The following is a 16761-nucleotide window of genomic DNA, read 5'->3' as shown; positions in this document are numbered from 1 at the left end:
CGCTATCGCGAGCAGGCTCGCTCCCACAGGGGATTGGTGTTGTTGATTAAATCTATGCAACAACACAAAACCCCTGTGGGAGCGAGCCTGCTCGCGATGGCGTCGGGTCAGTCAACGCGATGCCGTCAGAAGTCGACGGTCGCCGAAAGCAGATAGGTCCGCGGTGTCGACAGCGTCAACCCTGGCTCACTGTCATCCGACGCCCCGGCCGAACTCCAGTAGCGCTTGTCGGCCACGTTCTCGATGTTGGCGCGCAATGTGATGTTCTTTTCCTCGACCTTGAACGCGTAGCGTGCGCCCACGTCGAAACGCTCCCACGATTCGATCTCCTTGTTGTTGGACTGGTCCAGATACTGCGAACTGGAATAGATGCCCCGGCTGGTGAGGGTCAGGCCCTGCACGGTCGGCACGTCCCACTCGGCGCCCAGGTTGACGTTGTATTTCGGAGTGGCCGGCGCCCGGTTGCCGTCGAAGGTGCCATTGGCGGTGTTGGTCAACTCGCTGTCGATATACATGACACCGCCGAGCAAGCGGAAACCCTCGAGCGGCTCACCGAACACACTCAGTTCCACACCCGTGTTTTCACGCTTGCCGTTCGGGCCGAAAACCCGCGTGGTGGCGTTGGTCTCATAGGCTGGCTGCTTGATCCGGAACACCGCAGCGGTCATGGCAAACGCGCCGGCGTCATACTTGGCGCCGACCTCGACCTGGCGGCTGATGAATGGCGGGAAAATCTCGTCTTCGTTGATCGAGGTCGATGGCGCGATCTTGCCTTGGCTCAGGCCTTCCATGTAGTTCGCGTACAGCGACAGCTTATCGGTGGCCTTGAACAGGATGCCGCCCGACGGCGAAACCTTTTCCTCGTCGTAGGCGGTGTCGCCTTTGACGTTATCCGACCAGTCGTCGACCTTCACCCGCTGCCAGCGGGCGCCCAGGGTCAGCAGCAGCCGGTCATCGAAGAATCCCAGGGTGTCGGACAAGGCCACGCCGCTGAAGCGGTTTTCGGTGTAGACCTTCGGATCCTGTCGCGTCGGTCTGACCGGCGTCGGTGTTTCCACAGGGTTGTAGAGGTTGCTGGGGGCCGCCGCGTAACGTGCGCCACCGTTCTCGAAGTCCATGTAGAAATAACTGGCCGCCAGGTTCACCTCATGGCTCACCGGGCCGGTATGAAACCAGTTGCGCACCCCAGCCGTGGCCGTCCGGACGTTTTCGTCGCGGGTGAAATCACGGGGTTGAACGCTGAAATCGCCCTTGTCGTTGGTGACCGCGACGGCATGCCGGAGAAAATCATGATTGCTTTTGCGCGCGCCCACACCGCCGTAGAGCATCACGGAATCGTTGACGTCGAATTCGGCGTTCACCGTGCCGAAGGTGTCGTTGGTACTCGCCTTGCTCCAGGGTTGCGCATAGTTGTGACGCACATCGCTGGCATGTGGAACCTGCGCGTTGGCGTTGACCTGCACCCGCTCCTGCGGCGCGTCGGTATCACGCTCGGTACGGCCGACGTCCGTCGAGAGACGCAAGCGTTCACCGCGAAAATCCAGGCCCAGCACGGCCATCTCGCGGTCGACATTCTGCTGATCCCATTCGGTGTCGCCGGACTGCTTGACGCCATTGAAACGAATGCCGAACTTGTTGTCTTCACCAAAGCGCCGGCCAACATCCACTGCACCGCCGACCTGGCTGTCGGAAGCGTACATACCGGTAAACGAAGTAATGGGCTTGTCGGTGGCGCGCTTGGCCACCACGTTGATCCCGCCACCCACGCTGCCCCGCGGCGAGATGCCGTTGATCAGTTGGCTCGGACCTTTGATCACATCGACACGATCAGCCATTTCCATGTCGATCGTATAAGTCGGCAGGATGCCGTAGAGACCGTTGTAGGCAACATCACTGTTGAACAGGCTCAACCCTCGAATGGTGAACTGCTCATAGCGCCCACCCGCCGGGTTCGTGGCACGAACCGATGGATCGTTGGCGATCAGGTCGCCCAAGGTCCGCGCCTGCTGGTTCTTGACCACCTCGCTGGTGTAGGTGGTCATGCTGAACGGCGTTTCCATGAAATCTTTGGAGCCCAGCAAGCCTTGCGAACCGCGACGCGCAACCTGGCCGCCGGCATACGGATCACCGTCCACCGGGTCGATGGAACCGAGAATTGAGGTGGCGCCGAGTTGCAGACCACTGCCTTCGGGCGCCGGGGTCAGGATGTAGGCCTGCTCGCCCACCGGTTGCAGTTGCAGACCGGAACCCTGCAACAGCCGCGCAAAGCCCTCCTCCACGGCGAACTCGCCGGACAGACCGGGGCTGTTGCGACCGCTCACCAGCGCCGGGTCCACAGACAGATTGACCCCGGCCAGACCCGCGAAACGGGTCAGCGCTGCACCAAGGCTGCCTGCCGGCACCTGATAACTGCGTCGAGGCGCGTCTTCGGCCCAACCGGCGGTGATAAACAACGGACAGGCACTGAGGCTCAGCAACAGGCTCAAGTGCATTAACGGGCGCAGGCGGGATGAAGCCAAACGCGGACTCGACGGGAACACTGCGGGCATTGAAGAAGCTCTCTTGATTCGTTCACTTGCCTTGAATGACAAGCGACGCGAAAAAAGGGGACACCCTTCAAACACTATTTTTACGCGGCAGCAGCGTGACCCAATAACGCGTACGCGAATGCACCTCCAGCGGCAAGCTGGCCGCTAACAGCGTGAGGATACGATCGGTGTCTTCCAGGCGAAAACTGCCGGTGACACGCAGGGATTCCAGTTCCGGCTCCCAGCGCAGCACACCCGGGCGATAGGTGCTGAGTTCACGCAGGAAATCCCCCAGAGGCTGGTTCTGTGCCATCAACACACCGTCTCGCCAGCCTGGAGCAAGCACGTCGAAGGGCTCCACAGCGCCGGCACCTGCCGCCTGAAGGCTGACTTGCTGGCCTGCGCGCAGTGAAAAGACCGGTCCGCGCAAAGGCTCCAACTGCACCGCGCCGTTGAGCACCGACACCCGGCAACCCGTCGGCCACTGGCGGACACACACTTCGCTCTGACTGACGACTACCTGGCCGAAGTGAGTCTGGATCGTCAGCGGCGACGAACCGGGGACTTTCAGGGCTATTTCGCCCTCCACGAGCTTCAGTAGCCGAGTGTTCAGATCAATATCGACGGCGCTCGCGGTGTTCAATTGCAGCGAGCTGCCATCGGCCAACCGGACTTTCTTGCCCTCGCCGGTCGCCGTGCGCAGGTCGGCGCCCCAGACATCCAAAGGCAACTGCCGACTGATCAGCCAGGCAGTCGGCACCAACGCCACCGCTCCCACGGCGCGCTTGAGCACCGCACGCCGGCTCGGCTGCGGCCTATCCAGACTGGCCATCGCCAATACTGAAGGCAGGTCGCTAAAACGTTGACGCAAGCGTTGCGCTTTCTGCCAGGCCTGTTCGTGACTGGAATGGCTGTCGCGCCAGGTCTGCAACTCGGCACGGTCCTGCTCATTGGCAGTGCCCGATTCCATCAGCGCCAGCCACTGCGCGGCAGCCCGCATGACGTGGCGGGCGTCGGCCGAAGGGGCTGAACCGATCACAGGTCCACCAGCAGGCAGTGTTCGTAGGCTTGGGCCATGTAGCGCTTGATCGTGCGTTCGGAGACTTGCAGGCGCTCGGCGATTTGCTGGTAACCCAGGCCTTCCAGTTGGCTCCAGAGAAATGCCCGTCGTACCGGGGTCGGCAATCCATCGAGCAATTCGTCGAGGGCTTGCAGGGTTTCCAGCAGAATCCAGCGCTGCTCGGGGGATGGCACGCAGTCTTCGGGCAGCAGCGCCAGGGCGTTGAGGTAAGCCTGTTCGAGGCTGCGGCGCTTGTAGAAGTTGGTCAGCAGCCGTTTGCCCACGGTCGCCAGGTAGGCACGGGGCTCTTGCAGGTCAGCAATGTGCTGGGAGCTGGCGAGCACACGCACGAACGTATCCTGGCTCAGGTCCGCCGCATCATGACCATTGCTCATGCGCCGCCTCAACCAGTTTTCGAGCCAGCCGCGATAGTCGCGGTACAAGTCATGGAAGGTTTGCTCCTCCGGCATCGCTGCATCGCTCATTTCAAGAAGCCCTGTGCCAAGGAGTTATCGTAAATGAGAGTGATTCTAATTAATGTCAGGCGTGCGAAGGAAGCCCTTTATGCATCGACTGAGCAGAAAGGTTCATTGGGGAGGGTATGGAGGAGAGAAAAGCCAAATCGCAGACACAAAAAACCCCGGTCTTTCGACCAGGGTCTTTGCTATCGACTCGAAGATTGCCAGCGGCTTTCTTCGTAGCTCCAAGGCGTTCAGCGGGCCTTGAGGCAGATATGGCGCAGCGGACGGGACTCGAACCCGCGACCCCCGGCGTGACAGGCCGGTATTCTAACCGACTGAACTACCGCTGCGTATCGCTTTGAGCTGACGCTCAATTAACTCGTCTGACTGAAAGCTCCGAGACTTTTCAATCTCTCTTTCAGTCTCGAATCAGGTCAAGCCTGACTCGGAAAATATGGCGCAGCGGACGGGACTCGAACCCGCGACCCCCGGCGTGACAGGCCGGTATTCTAACCGACTGAACTACCGCTGCGCGTCGGTGGAGGCTTTTAACAGCTTCCATCTTGCTCTCGCAAGACTCTCGGATTTGGTGGGTGATGACGGGATCGAACCGCCGACATTCTGCTTGTAAGGCAGACGCTCTCCCAGCTGAGCTAATCACCCGTTTGCATCTCCGAGGCCGCGAAATTTACGCAGGTAGCGAACCTAAGTCAATAGCAGGATTGAAGTTTTTTCAAAACAGCTCCAAGTACAAGCTTCAAGCGGCAAGTAAAAGCAGGATCGCGTATTCAGGGCTTGCACGGGCTCGCATTTACTTGCCGCTTGTAGCTTGAGACTTGCAGCTTCTACTTGTAGACCATCTTCTTGGTCATGCCGCCATCGACCACAAATTCCTGGCCCGTGACGAACCCGGCATTCTTCGACAACAGCCACGCCACCATCGCCGCGACGTCTTCGACAGTCCCGACCCTGCCCGCCGGATGCTGGGCATGGTCGGCATCGGTCAGGGGGGCGGCACGTCGTGCCGCCGGGTCTCGCGCGTCGATCCAGCCAGGGCTGACCGCGTTGACGCGTATTTCCGGCCCAAGGCTGATGGCCAACGCGTGAGTCAGGGCCAGCAGGCCGCCCTTGCTCGCCGCGTAAGCCTCTGTATCAGGCTCTGATTGCCCGGCACGGGTCGAGGCCAGGTTGACGATCGCACCGCTGTGAGCGCGCAGATACGGCGCACAGTGTTTGGCCAACAGCATTGGCCCACTGAGATTGACCGCCAGCACCCGGTTCCAGTAAGCCAGGTCGAGGCTTTCCAGGGTGATGTTGTGCGGGTCGGCCACCGCCGCGTTGCACACCAGCGCATCCAGACGCCCGAATTGACCCAGCACCTCGGCAACGCCCAGCGCCACTTGCCCCTCGTTCGAGACGTCCATGGCGACGAACCAGGCGTTTGCGCCCAGCACTTTTGTCACCTTCGAACCACGCTCTCGATCAAGATCGGTCAGCACCACCTGCCAGCCTTCGCTGATCAGCCAGGCCGCGATCCCCAACCCGATGCCGCGTGCAGCACCGGTGACCAGTGCAACGCGGCCATGGGTGCCGGTACCCGGCGTCGCCAACTCGATCACAAGGCCGCCAACCCGCGCGCCAGATCGGCTTGCAGGTCTGCCACGTCTTCCAGACCGACCGCGATGCGGATCAGGCTGTCACGAATGCCCGCCGCTTCACGCTCTTGCGGCGCCAGACGGCCGTGGGAGGTGGTGCTCGGGTGCGTGATCGTGGTTTTGCTGTCACCCAGATTGGCGGTGATCGAAATCAGGCGGGTCGCATCGATAAAGCGCCAGGCGCCCTCTTTGCCGCCCTTGACCTCGAAACTCACCACGGCGCCGAAACCTTTCTGCTGGCGCAGCGCCAGTTCGTGCTGCGGATGGCTCTTGAGGCCAGCGTAATGGACTTTCTCGATGCCGTCCTGCTGCTCCAGCCACTCGGCCAGTTGCTGGGCGTTGGCGCAATGCGCCTTCATGCGCAGGCTCAGGGTTTCCAGACCCTTGAGGAAGATCCAGGCGTTAAACGGGCTCAGGGTCGGCCCGGCGGTGCGCAGGAAACCCACCACTTCTTTCATCTGCTCGCTGCGACCGGCGACAACGCCGCCCATGCAACGGCCCTGGCCATCGATGAACTTGGTCGCCGAGTGCACGACGATGTCCGCGCCCATCTTCAGCGGTTGTTGCAACGCAGGGGTGCAGAAGCAGTTGTCGACCACCAGCATCGCGCCTTTGGCATGAGCGATTTTCGCCAGCTCGGCAATGTCTACCAGCTCTGCCAATGGATTGGACGGCGACTCGACGAACAGCAATTTGGTGTTGGCCTTGATGGCTGCGTCCCAACCGGACAGGTCCGCCAAAGGCACGTAGTCGACTTCGATGCCGAAGCGCTTGAAGTACTTTTCGAAGAGACTGATGGTCGAGCCGAACACGCTGCGCGACACCAGCACGTGATCACCAGCGCTGCACAGGCTCATGACCACCGCCATGATCGCTGCCATGCCGGTGGCCGTGGCGACCGCTTGCTCGGCGCTTTCCAGCGCGGCAATGCGCTCTTCGAACGCGCGAACGGTCGGGTTGGTATAGCGCGAGTAAACGTTGCCCGGCACTTCACCGGCAAAGCGCGCCGCCGCATCGGCAGCGGTACGGAATACGTAGCTTGAAGTGAAGAACATCGGATCACCGTGTTCGCCTTCCGGCGTGCGGTGCTGACCGGCGCGTACGGCCAGGGTATCGAACGCTACGCCTTCGAGGTCGCTGTCCAGCCGACCGGCATCCCAATCCTGACTCATGCTGTCACTCCTTGCCTTGTTCTTTATAAGTAGATACAAAACCGGCCCCTCAGGGCCGGTAGTTACTCAGTTGTTGTACAGATCAATGATCGCGCTGACGGCCTGCGTCTTGACCTTGGAGGCATCGTTACGTGCCTGCTCGATCTTGTTCAGGTAAGCCTCGTCGACGTCACCGGTGACGTACTGGCCGTCGAACACCGCACAATCGAACTTCTCGATCTTGATCTTGCCGCCACCGACCGCTTCGATCAAGTCAGGCAAGTCCTGATAGATCAACCAGTCGGCGCCGATCAGGTCGGCAACGTCCTGGGTCGAACGATTGTGGGCGATCAGCTCGTGAGCGCTCGGCATGTCGATACCGTAGACGTTCGGGTAGCGAACGGCCGGTGCTGCGGAGCAGAAGTAGACGTTTTTCGCGCCGGCTTCACGGGCCATCTGGATGATCTGCTTGCACGTGGTGCCACGAACGATCGAGTCGTCCACCAGCATCACGTTCTTGCCGCGGAATTCCAGTTCGATGGCGTTGAGCTTCTGGCGTACGGATTTTTTCCGTGCGGCCTGGCCCGGCATGATGAAGGTCCGGCCGATGTAGCGGTTTTTCACGAAGCCTTCGCGGAACTTGACGCCCAGGTGGTTCGCCAGCTCCAGGGCCGCAGTGCGGCTGGTGTCCGGGATCGGGATGACCACGTCGATGTCGTGTTCAGGACGTTCGCGCAGGATCTTCTCGGCGAGCTTCTCGCCCATGCGCAGACGGGCCTTGTACACCGACACGCCGTCGATGATCGAGTCCGGACGCGCCAGGTAGACGTGTTCGAAGATGCACGGGGTCAGGGACGGGTTGGTCGCGCACTGACGGGTGTGCAGCTTGCCATCTTCAGTGATGTAGACCGCTTCGCCTGGTGCCAGGTCGCGAATAAGGGTGAAGCCGAGCACGTCCAGGGAGACGCTTTCGGAGGCGATCATGTACTCGACGCCTTCGTCGGTGTGACGCTGACCGAAGACGATCGGGCGGATGCCGTGCGGGTCGCGGAAACCGACGATGCCGTAACCGGTCACCATTGCCACGACCGCATAACCACCGACGCAACGGTTATGCACGTCGGTTACAGCGGCGAATACGTCTTCTTCGGTAGGCTGCAACTTGCCGCGCTGGGCCAGTTCGTGCGCGAACACGTTGAGCAGCACTTCCGAATCGGAGTTGGTGTTGACGTGGCGCAGGTCAGATTCGTAAATCTCCTTGGCCAGCTGTTCAACGTTGGTCAGGTTACCGTTGTGCGCCAGGGTGATGCCGTAAGGCGAGTTGACGTAAAACGGTTGAGCTTCGGCCGAGGTCGAGCTGCCCGCGGTCGGGTAACGCACATGGCCAATGCCCATGTGACCGACCAGGCGCTGCATGTGACGCTGATGGAACACGTCACGCACCAGGCCATTGTCCTTGCGCAGGAATAACCGGCCATCATGGCTGGTCACGATACCGGCAGCGTCCTGGCCGCGGTGCTGGAGGACGGTTAGCGCGTCATACAGCGCCTGATTGACGTTCGACTTACCGACGATACCGACGATGCCACACATGCGACGCAACCCCTACTTAATGGATCTGAACTGAACACAACTCACTGAGGCGTTTTGGCCATCGGCAAGAGGTGATCCTTGAACGGTATCTCAGCGGGTACGCTGATACCGCTGGCAAGCCACTGACTGCTCCACCCGAGGATCAGGTTTTTGGACCAGTCTGCGACCAATAGAAATTTTGGCACGAGCTGTGACTGTTGCCACCACCCGTCCTGCTGTACCGGCCCCAGGCTCAACAGCCCGACCGCCACGACCACCAGCAACACGCCACGCGCGGCGCCGAAGGCCATGCCGAGGAATCGATCGGTCCCGGATAGCCCGGTGACGCGTACCAACTCGCCGATAAGATAATTGATCATTGCGCCTACGATTAACGTGGCGATAAACATGATGGCGCAGCCCGTGATCACACGAGCTGATGGCGTTTCGATGTATCCGGCGAGGTGCTCGGACAATGCACCACCGAACATCCAGGCGACGACTCCTGCGATGATCCAGGTCACCAGCGATAATGCTTCTTTGACGAAGCCGCGGCTCAGACTGATCAATGCGGAGATGGCGACGATTGCAACGATCGCCCAGTCAACCCAGGTAAATGGCACAGTGCAGCCTACAGACGGATAAGGCGGCGCATTTTAGCAGAGCGCATGGCTATCGGTAAGCTGCGATTGTCAGTGCATTTCAAATCGGGGCGATAGTTTTAGTTGCGCTCAGGCTGGAAACGCACCACAAACCCCTTGAGGTTCTTCTGGCGGCCCAACAAGTCGCGCAGGCGATCCGCTTCGGCGCGCTCGATCAGCGGCCCGACAAACACCCGATTCTTGCCATCGGCCGTGCGGATATAGGCGTTATAGCCCTGACTGCGCAGGTCTTTTTGCAAACTTTCTGCGCTTGCACGGCTCGACAGACTGGCCAGTTGCACCGACCAGCTGACCGACAGGCCATTGGCATCGACGCGGCTTTGAGTCGTGTCTGGCTTGCCCGGCGCGGCCGTAATCGGCTGGGCAGGCGGCGTGGTCGGCGCAGCAGGCTTGACCACAGGCGCGGGAGCGACCGGTTTGGTAGCAGGCGCAGCCGCGGCTGGCGCACTCGGGGTGATCGGCGCCACGGGTGCTTCTTGCTGAGCGATCTCGTCATCGCTTGGCACAGGCTCCTGAGGCAGCGCTTGTGGCTCGGGCACCACCACTGGCTCGACCTGCACTGGCGGCACCGAGGGTGCTTGCGGCGCAGCCGGGGCTTCGACCGTCACTTGACGCTGCTCATCCTGGCGGGAAAACAGCATCGGCAGAAAAATAACCGCCAGCGCCACCAGAACCAGGGCGCCAACCATGCGCTGTTTGTATGCCTTATCCAGCAATGCCATTTGCCGCTTCCTCCGTGGAGCGCCGGGCCAGCCATTCGAGGGCCTCGGCGACACAATAAAATGATCCGAACAACAGAATCTCGTCGTCGCTCGTTGCCAGTGCGCACTGCCCTTCCAGGGCGGCGGCCACACTGTCATAAGACGTTACCGCAGCGCCAAGGTTCTGCAACGCCGCCTGCAAATCGGCCACCGGGCGCGCACGCGGCGAATCCAACGGCGCGACAGCCCATTGCTGGACACTAGCATTCAATTCACTGACAACACCATCCAGATCCTTGTCCGCCAACAAGCCAAACACCGCCAGACGCTTGCCGACCGGCGGACGAACGGCCAGACGGCGCGCCAGATACTCGGCCGCATGCGGGTTATGCCCCACATCCAGCAACAGGTTCAGACGCTTGCCCTGCCAGTCGATTTGACGGCGGTCAAGACGACCTACCACCCGCGTCGCTGTCAGCGCATTGATTACTTGCGAATCGACCCACGGCAAACCGAGCAACAGGTAAGCCTGCAAGGCCAGTGCGGCGTTTTCCATCGGCAGATCGAGCAACGGCAGATCATGCAACTCGACCACTCGCCCTTGAGCGTCAAGACCGCGCCATTGCCAATTGTGATCGGTCACACCGAGGTCGAAATCGCGCCCACGCAGGAAAAACGGGCAATTGAGCTCGCGGGCTTTATCCAGCAGAGGTTGCGGAGGATTCAGGTCACCACAGAGCGCAGGCGCGCCCTGGCGGAAGATGCCGGCTTTCTCAAAAGCCACGGATTCGCGGGTATCGCCCAGGTAATCGGCGTGATCGACGCCAATACTGGTGACCAGCGCCATGTCGGCATCGACCACGTTGACCGTGTCCAGACGCCCGCCCAAGCCGACTTCCAGCACCACGGCATCAAGCCCTGCCTGTTGAAACAGCCAGAACGCCGCCAGGGTGCCCATCTCGAAGTACGTCAGGGAAGTGTCGCCACGGCCCGCCTCGACCGCAGCAAAGGCTTCGCACAACTCGGCGTCCGTCGCTTCGACGCCGTTGACCTGCACCCGCTCGTTGTAACGCAGCAGGTGCGGAGAATTGTAGACACCAACGCTCAGGCCTTGAGCCCGCAGCAACGAGGCCACGAATGCACAGGTGGACCCCTTGCCATTGGTGCCGGTGACCGTGATCACCCGAGGCGCCAGCTTGCCCAGTCCCATGCGGGACGCTACCTGTTGCGAGCGCTCCAGGCCCATGTCGATGGCCGAAGGGTGCAACTGCTCTAGGTAGGCGAGCCACTCGCCAAGGGTACGTTCGGTCATAGGTTGGCAGGTACCGGTGGAACCACGATCGGCTCAATGGGTGCGGCAACGAATTTTGGCGTCGGCAGACCCATCATTTGTGCCAGCAGGTTGCCCAGGCGCGGACGCAGTTCCTGGCGGTGAATGATCATGTCGATTGCACCGTGCTCCAGCAGGAACTCGCTGCGCTGGAAACCTTCCGGCAGTTTTTCACGCACGGTCTGTTCGATCACGCGTGGACCGGCGAAGCCGATCAGGGCTTTCGGCTCACCGACAATCACGTCGCCCAGCATCGCCAGACTGGCGGAAACGCCGCCGTAGACCGGATCGGTGAGCACGGAGATGAACGGAATGCCTTCTTCACGCAGACGCGCCAGGACCGCAGAGGTCTTGGCCATTTGCATCAGGGAGATCAGGGCTTCCTGCATCCGCGCACCACCGGAAGCGGCGAAACAGATCATCGGGCAACGGTTTTCCAGCGCGTAGTTGGCAGCGCGGACAAAACGCTCACCCACGATGGCGCCCATCGACCCCCCCATGAAGGAGAACTCGAAGGCCGAGACCACCACCGGCATGCCCAGCAGGGTGCCGCTCATGGAGATCAGTGCGTCTTTTTCGCCGGTCTGCTTTTGCGCAGCGGTCAGGCGGTCCTTGTACTTCTTGCCATCGCGGAATTTCAGGCGATCAACCGGCTCCAGGTCCGCGCCCAATTCTGCACGGCCTTCGGCGTCGAGGAAGATGTCGATGCGCGCGCGGGCGCCGATACGCATGTGGTGGTTGCACTTGGGGCAAACGTCCAGGGTCTTTTCCAGCTCCGGACGATACAGCACAGCCTCGCAAGACGGGCATTTGTGCCACAGACCTTCAGGCACCGAGCTCTTCTTGACCTCGGAACGCATGATCGAAGGGATCAGTTTGTCTACTAACCAGTTGCTCATGCTTTCTTTCTCCAGTACCGGCGGCCCGAACGCTCTGGTTCGCAGCCCCGCGTATGCCCTTGAGCTAAATTCATGTGTGTGGCGATGATCGGTGGATGGCCGGGTCAGCGAAACGTGACCTGCGTACAATCCAAAAATCCTCAGCCGTGCCTGCTTTGTGCAGCGCAGTGCATTTTGGGACGGCGGCAGTCTGCCAGCCGTCACATCAACTACGTGCTACTACGTACCGCCTTGATGAATGCCTGAATCTTTGCGTGATCCTTGATGCCCTTGCTCGCTTCTACCCCGCCGCTGACGTCCACCGCATAAGGCCGGACCCGGGCGATTGCCTCAGCCACGTTATCCGGCGTCAGGCCACCAGCGAGAATGATCGGCTTGCTCAAGCCCTGCGGTATCAGAGACCAGTCGAACGCTTCACCGGTTCCACCGGGAACACCTTCGACATAGGCATCAAGCAGGATACCGCTGGCGCTTGGAAACGCATCGCAGGCCGCCGCGATGTCGTCGCCGGCCTTGACCCGCAACGCCTTGATGTACGGGCGGTGCCAGCCTTCACATTCGGCTGCGGTTTCGTCGCCATGGAACTGCAACAGGTCCAGCGGTACGGCGTCGAGCAGCTCGCCCAACTCGCAGCGGCTGCTGTTGACGAACAACCCCACGGTGGTCACGAACGGCGGCAGCAACTTGATAATGTCGCGCGCCTGCTGGAACGTGACGGCCCGCGGACTCTTGGCGTAAAACACAAACCCGATGGCATCCGCCCCGGCCTCGACCGCCGCCAACGCATCTTCTATGCGGGTAATCCCACAAATCTTGCTGCGAACGGCTGACATGTCGATAAAACCTCAGGGCAAATCCGAGAAAGTCCCGGATGGTAACAAATGCGTTCGAGGGCGTCAGCCGTCAAGTTCAGAGAAGCCGGTGAGGAAGTGTGGGCCGATGTAACGCTCAGGCAATTGGAACTCGTCGCGATACTCGACCTGCACCAGATACAGGCCGTAGGGATGCGCCGTCACCCCGCCAGAACGACGGATCCGGCTCTCCAGCACTTCCTTCATCCACTCCACCGGACGCTCGCCCGCACCGATGGTCATCAAGACACCGGCGATGTTGCGCACCATGTGGTGCAGGAAGGCGCTGGCGCGGATATCCAGGACGATCATCTTGCCGTGGCGCGTGACACGCAGGTGATGCAGTTCCTTGATCGGCGATTTGGCCTGGCACTGACCGGCGCGGAATGCGCTGAAATCATGGGTACCGACCAGGTACTGGGCGGCCTCGGCCATGCGCTCCACATCGAGCGGACGGTGGTTCCAGGTGATTTCTTCGTTGAGATGCGCCGGGCGGATCTGATCGTTGTAGATCACATACCGATAACGGCGGGCGATGGCCTTGAAGCGCGCATGAAAATGCGCCGGCATGACCTTGGCCCAGCTGACACTGACGTCGTGGGGCAAGTTGATGTTGGCGCCCATGACCCAGGCCTTCATCGAACGCTCGACCTGCGTATCGAAATGCACCACCTGGCCGCACGCATGCACGCCCGCGTCAGTGCGCCCGGCGCAGAGCAGCGACACCGGTGAGTCGGCGACTTTGGATAAGGCCTTTTCGAGGGTTTCCTGCACAGTGAGCACACCGGAGGCCTGGCGCTGCCAGCCGCGATAACGCGAACCTTTGTATTCAACGCCCAACGCGATCCGGAAAAAGCCGTCGGCCGCCATTTCGGCAGCCGGGTTATCTATATTTGCCAAGGAGTCACAGCCTGCTGATGTGCGCAAAGGCGGGCATTATAAAGCTGTCCGGCGGGGATACCAGCACAACAGAAAGTACGATATTGAATGTTGCAGCCCTTTCGCGGGCAAGCCCGCCCCCACAGTGTTTCGGGGTGTTCTCAGGTTATGTGACCGCCACAAAACCTTGTGGGAGCGAACCTGCTCGCGATGGCGGCCTGACAGACGCCGTCGGACCACCACTGAAACAAAAACGGCAGCCTCAATCGGCTGCCGTTCTGTTTATTGCCTACCGATCACTCAAGCCAGATGCGAAAGCATCTCCTTGGCCTCGCTCTTCTGGCCAGCATTCCCCTCGGCCACAACCTCATTGAGGATGTCCCGAGCACCGTCGTTGTCACCCATGTCGATGTAGGCCTGGGCCAGATCGAGTTTGGTGGCGACTTCATCGGTGCCGGAGAGGAAGTCGAAGTCCGGCTCGTCCGCCGCAGAAGCCATAGCGTCTTCTGCAGTAAAGGTCGGCTCACTCATGCTCTGGGACAAACGATCCAGCTCGGCGTTGACGTCATCCAGCTCAGCGGCAAAGGCGTCCTTGACCTCAGGCTCGGCCGGGGCGGCATCCATTTCATCAGCCAGCGACAGGTCGAAATCGGCCGGCAGCTCCAGATCGTCCTGAGGCACTTCAGGTTTTACAGGCTCCGCAGGCAGGTCCTTCACGCCTTCGTCCAGATCCAGCAGGAAGTCATCTTCAGCGAGGATGGCCGGCGATGGGTCGCCGCCCAAATCCATGTCCAGATCGAAGTCCGACAGGTCGTCGAGGTTTTCCTTGATTTCGGTCTGTTCCTTCAATACCGATTCAAAGCTCAGGTCATCGTCCAGCGGAAACTCGTCAAGGTCAGCCGCAGCTTCCGGCTCTGGCGTGACCACTGCGGGTGACGCGGCTTCCAGGTCATCCAGACTCAGGTCAAAGGCACTGTCCAGGTCATCGGCCGGTGCTTGCGGCTCGTCCAGCAGCAGGTCCTTGACGTACTGCGCGTCCAGCTCGGCAGCGAGGGCGGCGGCAGCAAGACCACCGGCAGCCGCGATAGCCATTGCCGGGAAGCGGCTTTTAAGCTGCTCGACCTGGGCGAAGTTGTCACCGTTGGCGACCAACTGACGCTCCTGGGCAACAAATGCATCGCGATCGCCCTGCTGACCGTAGACTTCCATCAGTTTCAGACGCAGGTCGCTGCGCTGTGGCTCTTGCTTGATGCCGTCTTCGAGCAACGCAGCGGCCTGGTTCAGGCGACCGGCGGCAATGTGCGACTGAGCCTTGGTCGGTACGTCGTCATTGCGCTCGGCCGCTGGCGACACCAGCGGCGCGGCGATCGGCGTCGTCATTACATCCGGGGCTGGAGCTGGGGCAGGCGCTGGCGCAGGTGGTGGCGTTGGTATCGGCGCGGTAGCGAGTTTCACGCTCGGCGGCGGAACTTCCAAACCTTCGAAGCTGCTTTCTGGCAGGTCCTGCTCGGCAGAGAATTCCTTCTCTTCTTCCAGGGCACGCGCCATGCGCAGGTGTTTCTCGGCTTCTTGCTGGGCCTTGCGGCGACGCGCCAGCAACAGCAGCAGAAGCAGCAGAACCACTGCCCCACCGCCTACCAGACCCAGCAGGACCGGATTGGTCAGCAGTTCGTTGAATTTCTGCTCGTCGGAAGCTACCGGAGTCGGCTCGATTGGCGGCTCGGCAGGCACGGGTGCAGGAGCAGTCTCAGGCGCAGACGTTTCCGGAGCAGGAACCACTTCAGTCGGTGCTGCCGCAGGGTTCGCGGCCAGTTCAGCAGACATTGCCGGCGGGGTCGTCGCTGGAGTCGAAGCCGACGCTCCCGCTGCGCCTTCAGCCTGCAACTTGGCCAGTTGATTGTTCTTCAGCTCGATCAGGCGCTGCAGCTTATCCAGCTGACTTTGCAGATCGGTCATGCGGCTTTTCAGTTCAGCGTTGTCACGACGGGTCGTGTCGAGGCTTTCCTGGGTCACCGCCAGTTTGTTGTTCAAGGCTTTGGCATCACCTGCAGCGCCTTTGCCCTTGCCGGTTTCGGCAGAAACCAGGCTCAGGTTGTCTTTCGCCGTTTGCGATGGAGCTGCGTCAGCGCGGCCACGCTTGGTGGCATCGAGTTGCTGCTGCCCGGTGCCGGGCTTCGCCACATAACGACGACCCTGGCGCCATGCAGTGTTCTGGGCAGCGACTTCAGCGATTGCCTTGGGTTGCGGCAGGCTGGTGCTCTGCGCCTGATCCGGCAAGCGCAGCACCTGACCGGTTTTCAGCCGGTTGATGTTGCCGTCGATGAAGGCATCCGGGTTCAGCGCCTGGATGGCCAGCATGGTTTGCTGGACCGAACCGCCATTACGCACCTTCGCGGCGATTTCCCACAGGGTATCGCGCGGCGTGGTGGTGTATTGGGACGGCTGGGTGGCACCGGTCACCGGCGCAGTGACCGTTTCGGTCGGCGCAGGCTGCGCAGCCGCTTCAGCGGTCTGCGGGGAGAATTTGGAAGGATCGAGCAGCACGCTGTAATCGCGCAGCAAACGACCGTTGGGCCACATCACCTGAACCAGGAATTTCACCATGGGTTCGGACAGTGGTTTGCTGGACGTTACACGCAGGATACTTTTGCCGCTGGCATTGAGCACGGGCGTGAAGGTCAGGTCGTTGAGAAACGCCTGGCGATCGACACCGGCCTTGGCGAAATCTTCGGGTGACGCCAGGCTCGGCACCACTTCTGCGGCGGTGAGGTCCTTGACGTCGAGCAGCTCGATTTCCGCCACCAGAGGTTGGTTCAGCGTCGACTTCAGGGTCAATTCCCCGAGCCCGAGGGCATGCGCCATACCGGAGGACAGCGCCGAGGCGGCCGCTATTGCTAACACCAGTTTGCGAACTTGAACCATAGCCTCATCCTTTGTTTGAACATTCCTCGGCCAGCGAGAAGGTGTTGATAGCCGCTGCCGTAAGGCATTGCGCGCGGCGACGAAGGGTCG

General features: G+C 61.0%; 13 protein-coding genes and 3 tRNA genes. All 16 read right to left on the bottom strand.

Going from position 1 to position 16761, the window contains the following annotated elements:
* Positions 1-125 precede the first annotated feature (125 nt).
* Entirely contained in the window at positions 126-2549 is a 2424-nt protein-coding gene (locus tag BLU63_RS22645) for a TonB-dependent receptor (RefSeq protein ID WP_083376281.1), read from the bottom strand.
* A 67-nt stretch (positions 2550-2616) separates the two neighbouring features.
* Positions 2617-3567, bottom strand: a complete 951-nt coding sequence (locus BLU63_RS22640) for a FecR domain-containing protein (protein ID WP_083376280.1) — start codon at positions 3565-3567, stop codon at positions 2617-2619.
* Positions 3564-4073 carry a sigma-70 family RNA polymerase sigma factor gene (locus BLU63_RS22635; RefSeq protein WP_083376279.1) on the bottom strand — a complete coding sequence of 170 codons (510 nt, stop codon included), beginning with the start codon at positions 4071-4073 and terminating at the stop codon, positions 3564-3566. The genes BLU63_RS22640 and BLU63_RS22635 overlap by 4 nt, the downstream gene beginning before the upstream one ends.
* 249 nt (positions 4074-4322) lie before the next feature.
* Positions 4323-4399, bottom strand: a tRNA-Asp gene (locus BLU63_RS22630).
* Between the two features lie 105 nt (positions 4400-4504).
* Positions 4505-4581, bottom strand: a tRNA-Asp gene (locus BLU63_RS22625).
* A gap of 55 nt (positions 4582-4636) precedes the next feature.
* A tRNA-Val gene (locus BLU63_RS22620) sits at positions 4637-4712 on the bottom strand.
* A gap of 182 nt (positions 4713-4894) precedes the next feature.
* Positions 4895-5668, bottom strand: a complete 774-nt coding sequence (locus tag BLU63_RS22615) for an SDR family oxidoreductase (RefSeq protein ID WP_010456018.1) — start codon at positions 5666-5668, stop codon at positions 4895-4897.
* Positions 5665-6876, bottom strand: a complete 1212-nt coding sequence (locus tag BLU63_RS22610) for an O-succinylhomoserine sulfhydrylase (RefSeq protein WP_010456020.1) — start codon at positions 6874-6876, stop codon at positions 5665-5667. The genes BLU63_RS22615 and BLU63_RS22610 overlap by 4 nt, the downstream gene beginning before the upstream one ends.
* A 66-nt stretch (positions 6877-6942) precedes the next feature.
* Entirely contained in the window at positions 6943-8448 is a 1506-nt protein-coding gene (gene purF, locus BLU63_RS22605) for an amidophosphoribosyltransferase (RefSeq protein ID WP_010456022.1), read from the bottom strand.
* A gap of 41 nt (positions 8449-8489) precedes the next feature.
* Positions 8490-9050, bottom strand: coding sequence for a CvpA family protein (locus BLU63_RS22600; protein WP_083376278.1), 561 nt, complete (start codon positions 9048-9050; stop codon positions 8490-8492).
* A 98-nt stretch (positions 9051-9148) separates the two neighbouring features.
* A complete protein-coding gene (locus BLU63_RS22595; RefSeq protein ID WP_010456026.1) occupies positions 9149-9811 on the bottom strand; it encodes an SPOR domain-containing protein in 663 nt (220 codons plus the stop codon).
* A complete protein-coding gene (gene folC / locus BLU63_RS22590; protein WP_010456028.1) occupies positions 9795-11102 on the bottom strand; it encodes a bifunctional tetrahydrofolate synthase/dihydrofolate synthase in 1308 nt (435 codons plus the stop codon). Before folC ends, BLU63_RS22595 begins: the two co-directional genes overlap by 17 nt.
* On the bottom strand, positions 11099-12019 hold the full coding sequence (gene accD, locus BLU63_RS22585) for an acetyl-CoA carboxylase, carboxyltransferase subunit beta (protein WP_010456031.1): 921 nt from the start codon (positions 12017-12019) through the stop codon (positions 11099-11101). Before accD ends, folC begins: the two co-directional genes overlap by 4 nt.
* A 209-nt stretch (positions 12020-12228) precedes the next feature.
* On the bottom strand, positions 12229-12852 hold the full coding sequence (locus BLU63_RS22580; RefSeq protein WP_010456034.1) for a phosphoribosylanthranilate isomerase: 624 nt from the start codon (positions 12850-12852) through the stop codon (positions 12229-12231).
* Between the two features lie 63 nt (positions 12853-12915).
* On the bottom strand, positions 12916-13740 hold the full coding sequence (gene truA, locus BLU63_RS22575) for a tRNA pseudouridine(38-40) synthase TruA (RefSeq protein ID WP_077750385.1): 825 nt from the start codon (positions 13738-13740) through the stop codon (positions 12916-12918).
* Positions 13741-14049: 309 nt separating this feature from the next.
* The gene (locus BLU63_RS22570; RefSeq protein ID WP_083376277.1) at positions 14050-16671 is read right to left on the bottom strand and encodes a FimV/HubP family polar landmark protein; all 2622 of its coding nucleotides are present in this window, start codon (positions 16669-16671) and stop codon (positions 14050-14052) included.
* Between the last annotated feature and the right edge of the window lie 90 nt (positions 16672-16761).

This window comes from Pseudomonas mandelii, assembly GCF_900106065.1.
GTDB classification, from domain to species: domain Bacteria; phylum Pseudomonadota; class Gammaproteobacteria; order Pseudomonadales; family Pseudomonadaceae; genus Aquipseudomonas; species Aquipseudomonas mandelii.
This window is presented reverse-complemented; position numbering and strand designations above follow the sequence as displayed.

Coding starts and splice junctions, on each gene's coding strand:
- BLU63_RS22595 (WP_010456026.1), bottom strand. CDS start 9,811: ATGGCATTGCTGGATAAGGCATACAAACAGCGCATGGTTGGCGCCCTG.
- BLU63_RS22645 (WP_083376281.1), bottom strand. CDS start 2,549: ATGCCCGCAGTGTTCCCGTCGAGTCCGCGTTTGGCTTCATCCCGCCTG.
- BLU63_RS22610 (WP_010456020.1), bottom strand. CDS start 6,876: ATGAGTCAGGATTGGGATGCCGGTCGGCTGGACAGCGACCTCGAAGGC.
- accD (WP_010456031.1), bottom strand. CDS start 12,019: ATGAGCAACTGGTTAGTAGACAAACTGATCCCTTCGATCATGCGTTCC.
- folC (WP_010456028.1), bottom strand. CDS start 11,102: ATGACCGAACGTACCCTTGGCGAGTGGCTCGCCTACCTAGAGCAGTTG.
- BLU63_RS22635 (WP_083376279.1), bottom strand. CDS start 4,073: ATGAGCGATGCAGCGATGCCGGAGGAGCAAACCTTCCATGACTTGTAC.
- truA (WP_077750385.1), bottom strand. CDS start 13,740: ATGGCGGCCGACGGCTTTTTCCGGATCGCGTTGGGCGTTGAATACAAA.
- BLU63_RS22570 (WP_083376277.1), bottom strand. CDS start 16,671: ATGGTTCAAGTTCGCAAACTGGTGTTAGCAATAGCGGCCGCCTCGGCG.
- purF (WP_010456022.1), bottom strand. CDS start 8,448: ATGTGTGGCATCGTCGGTATCGTCGGTAAGTCGAACGTCAATCAGGCG.
- BLU63_RS22580 (WP_010456034.1), bottom strand. CDS start 12,852: ATGTCAGCCGTTCGCAGCAAGATTTGTGGGATTACCCGCATAGAAGAT.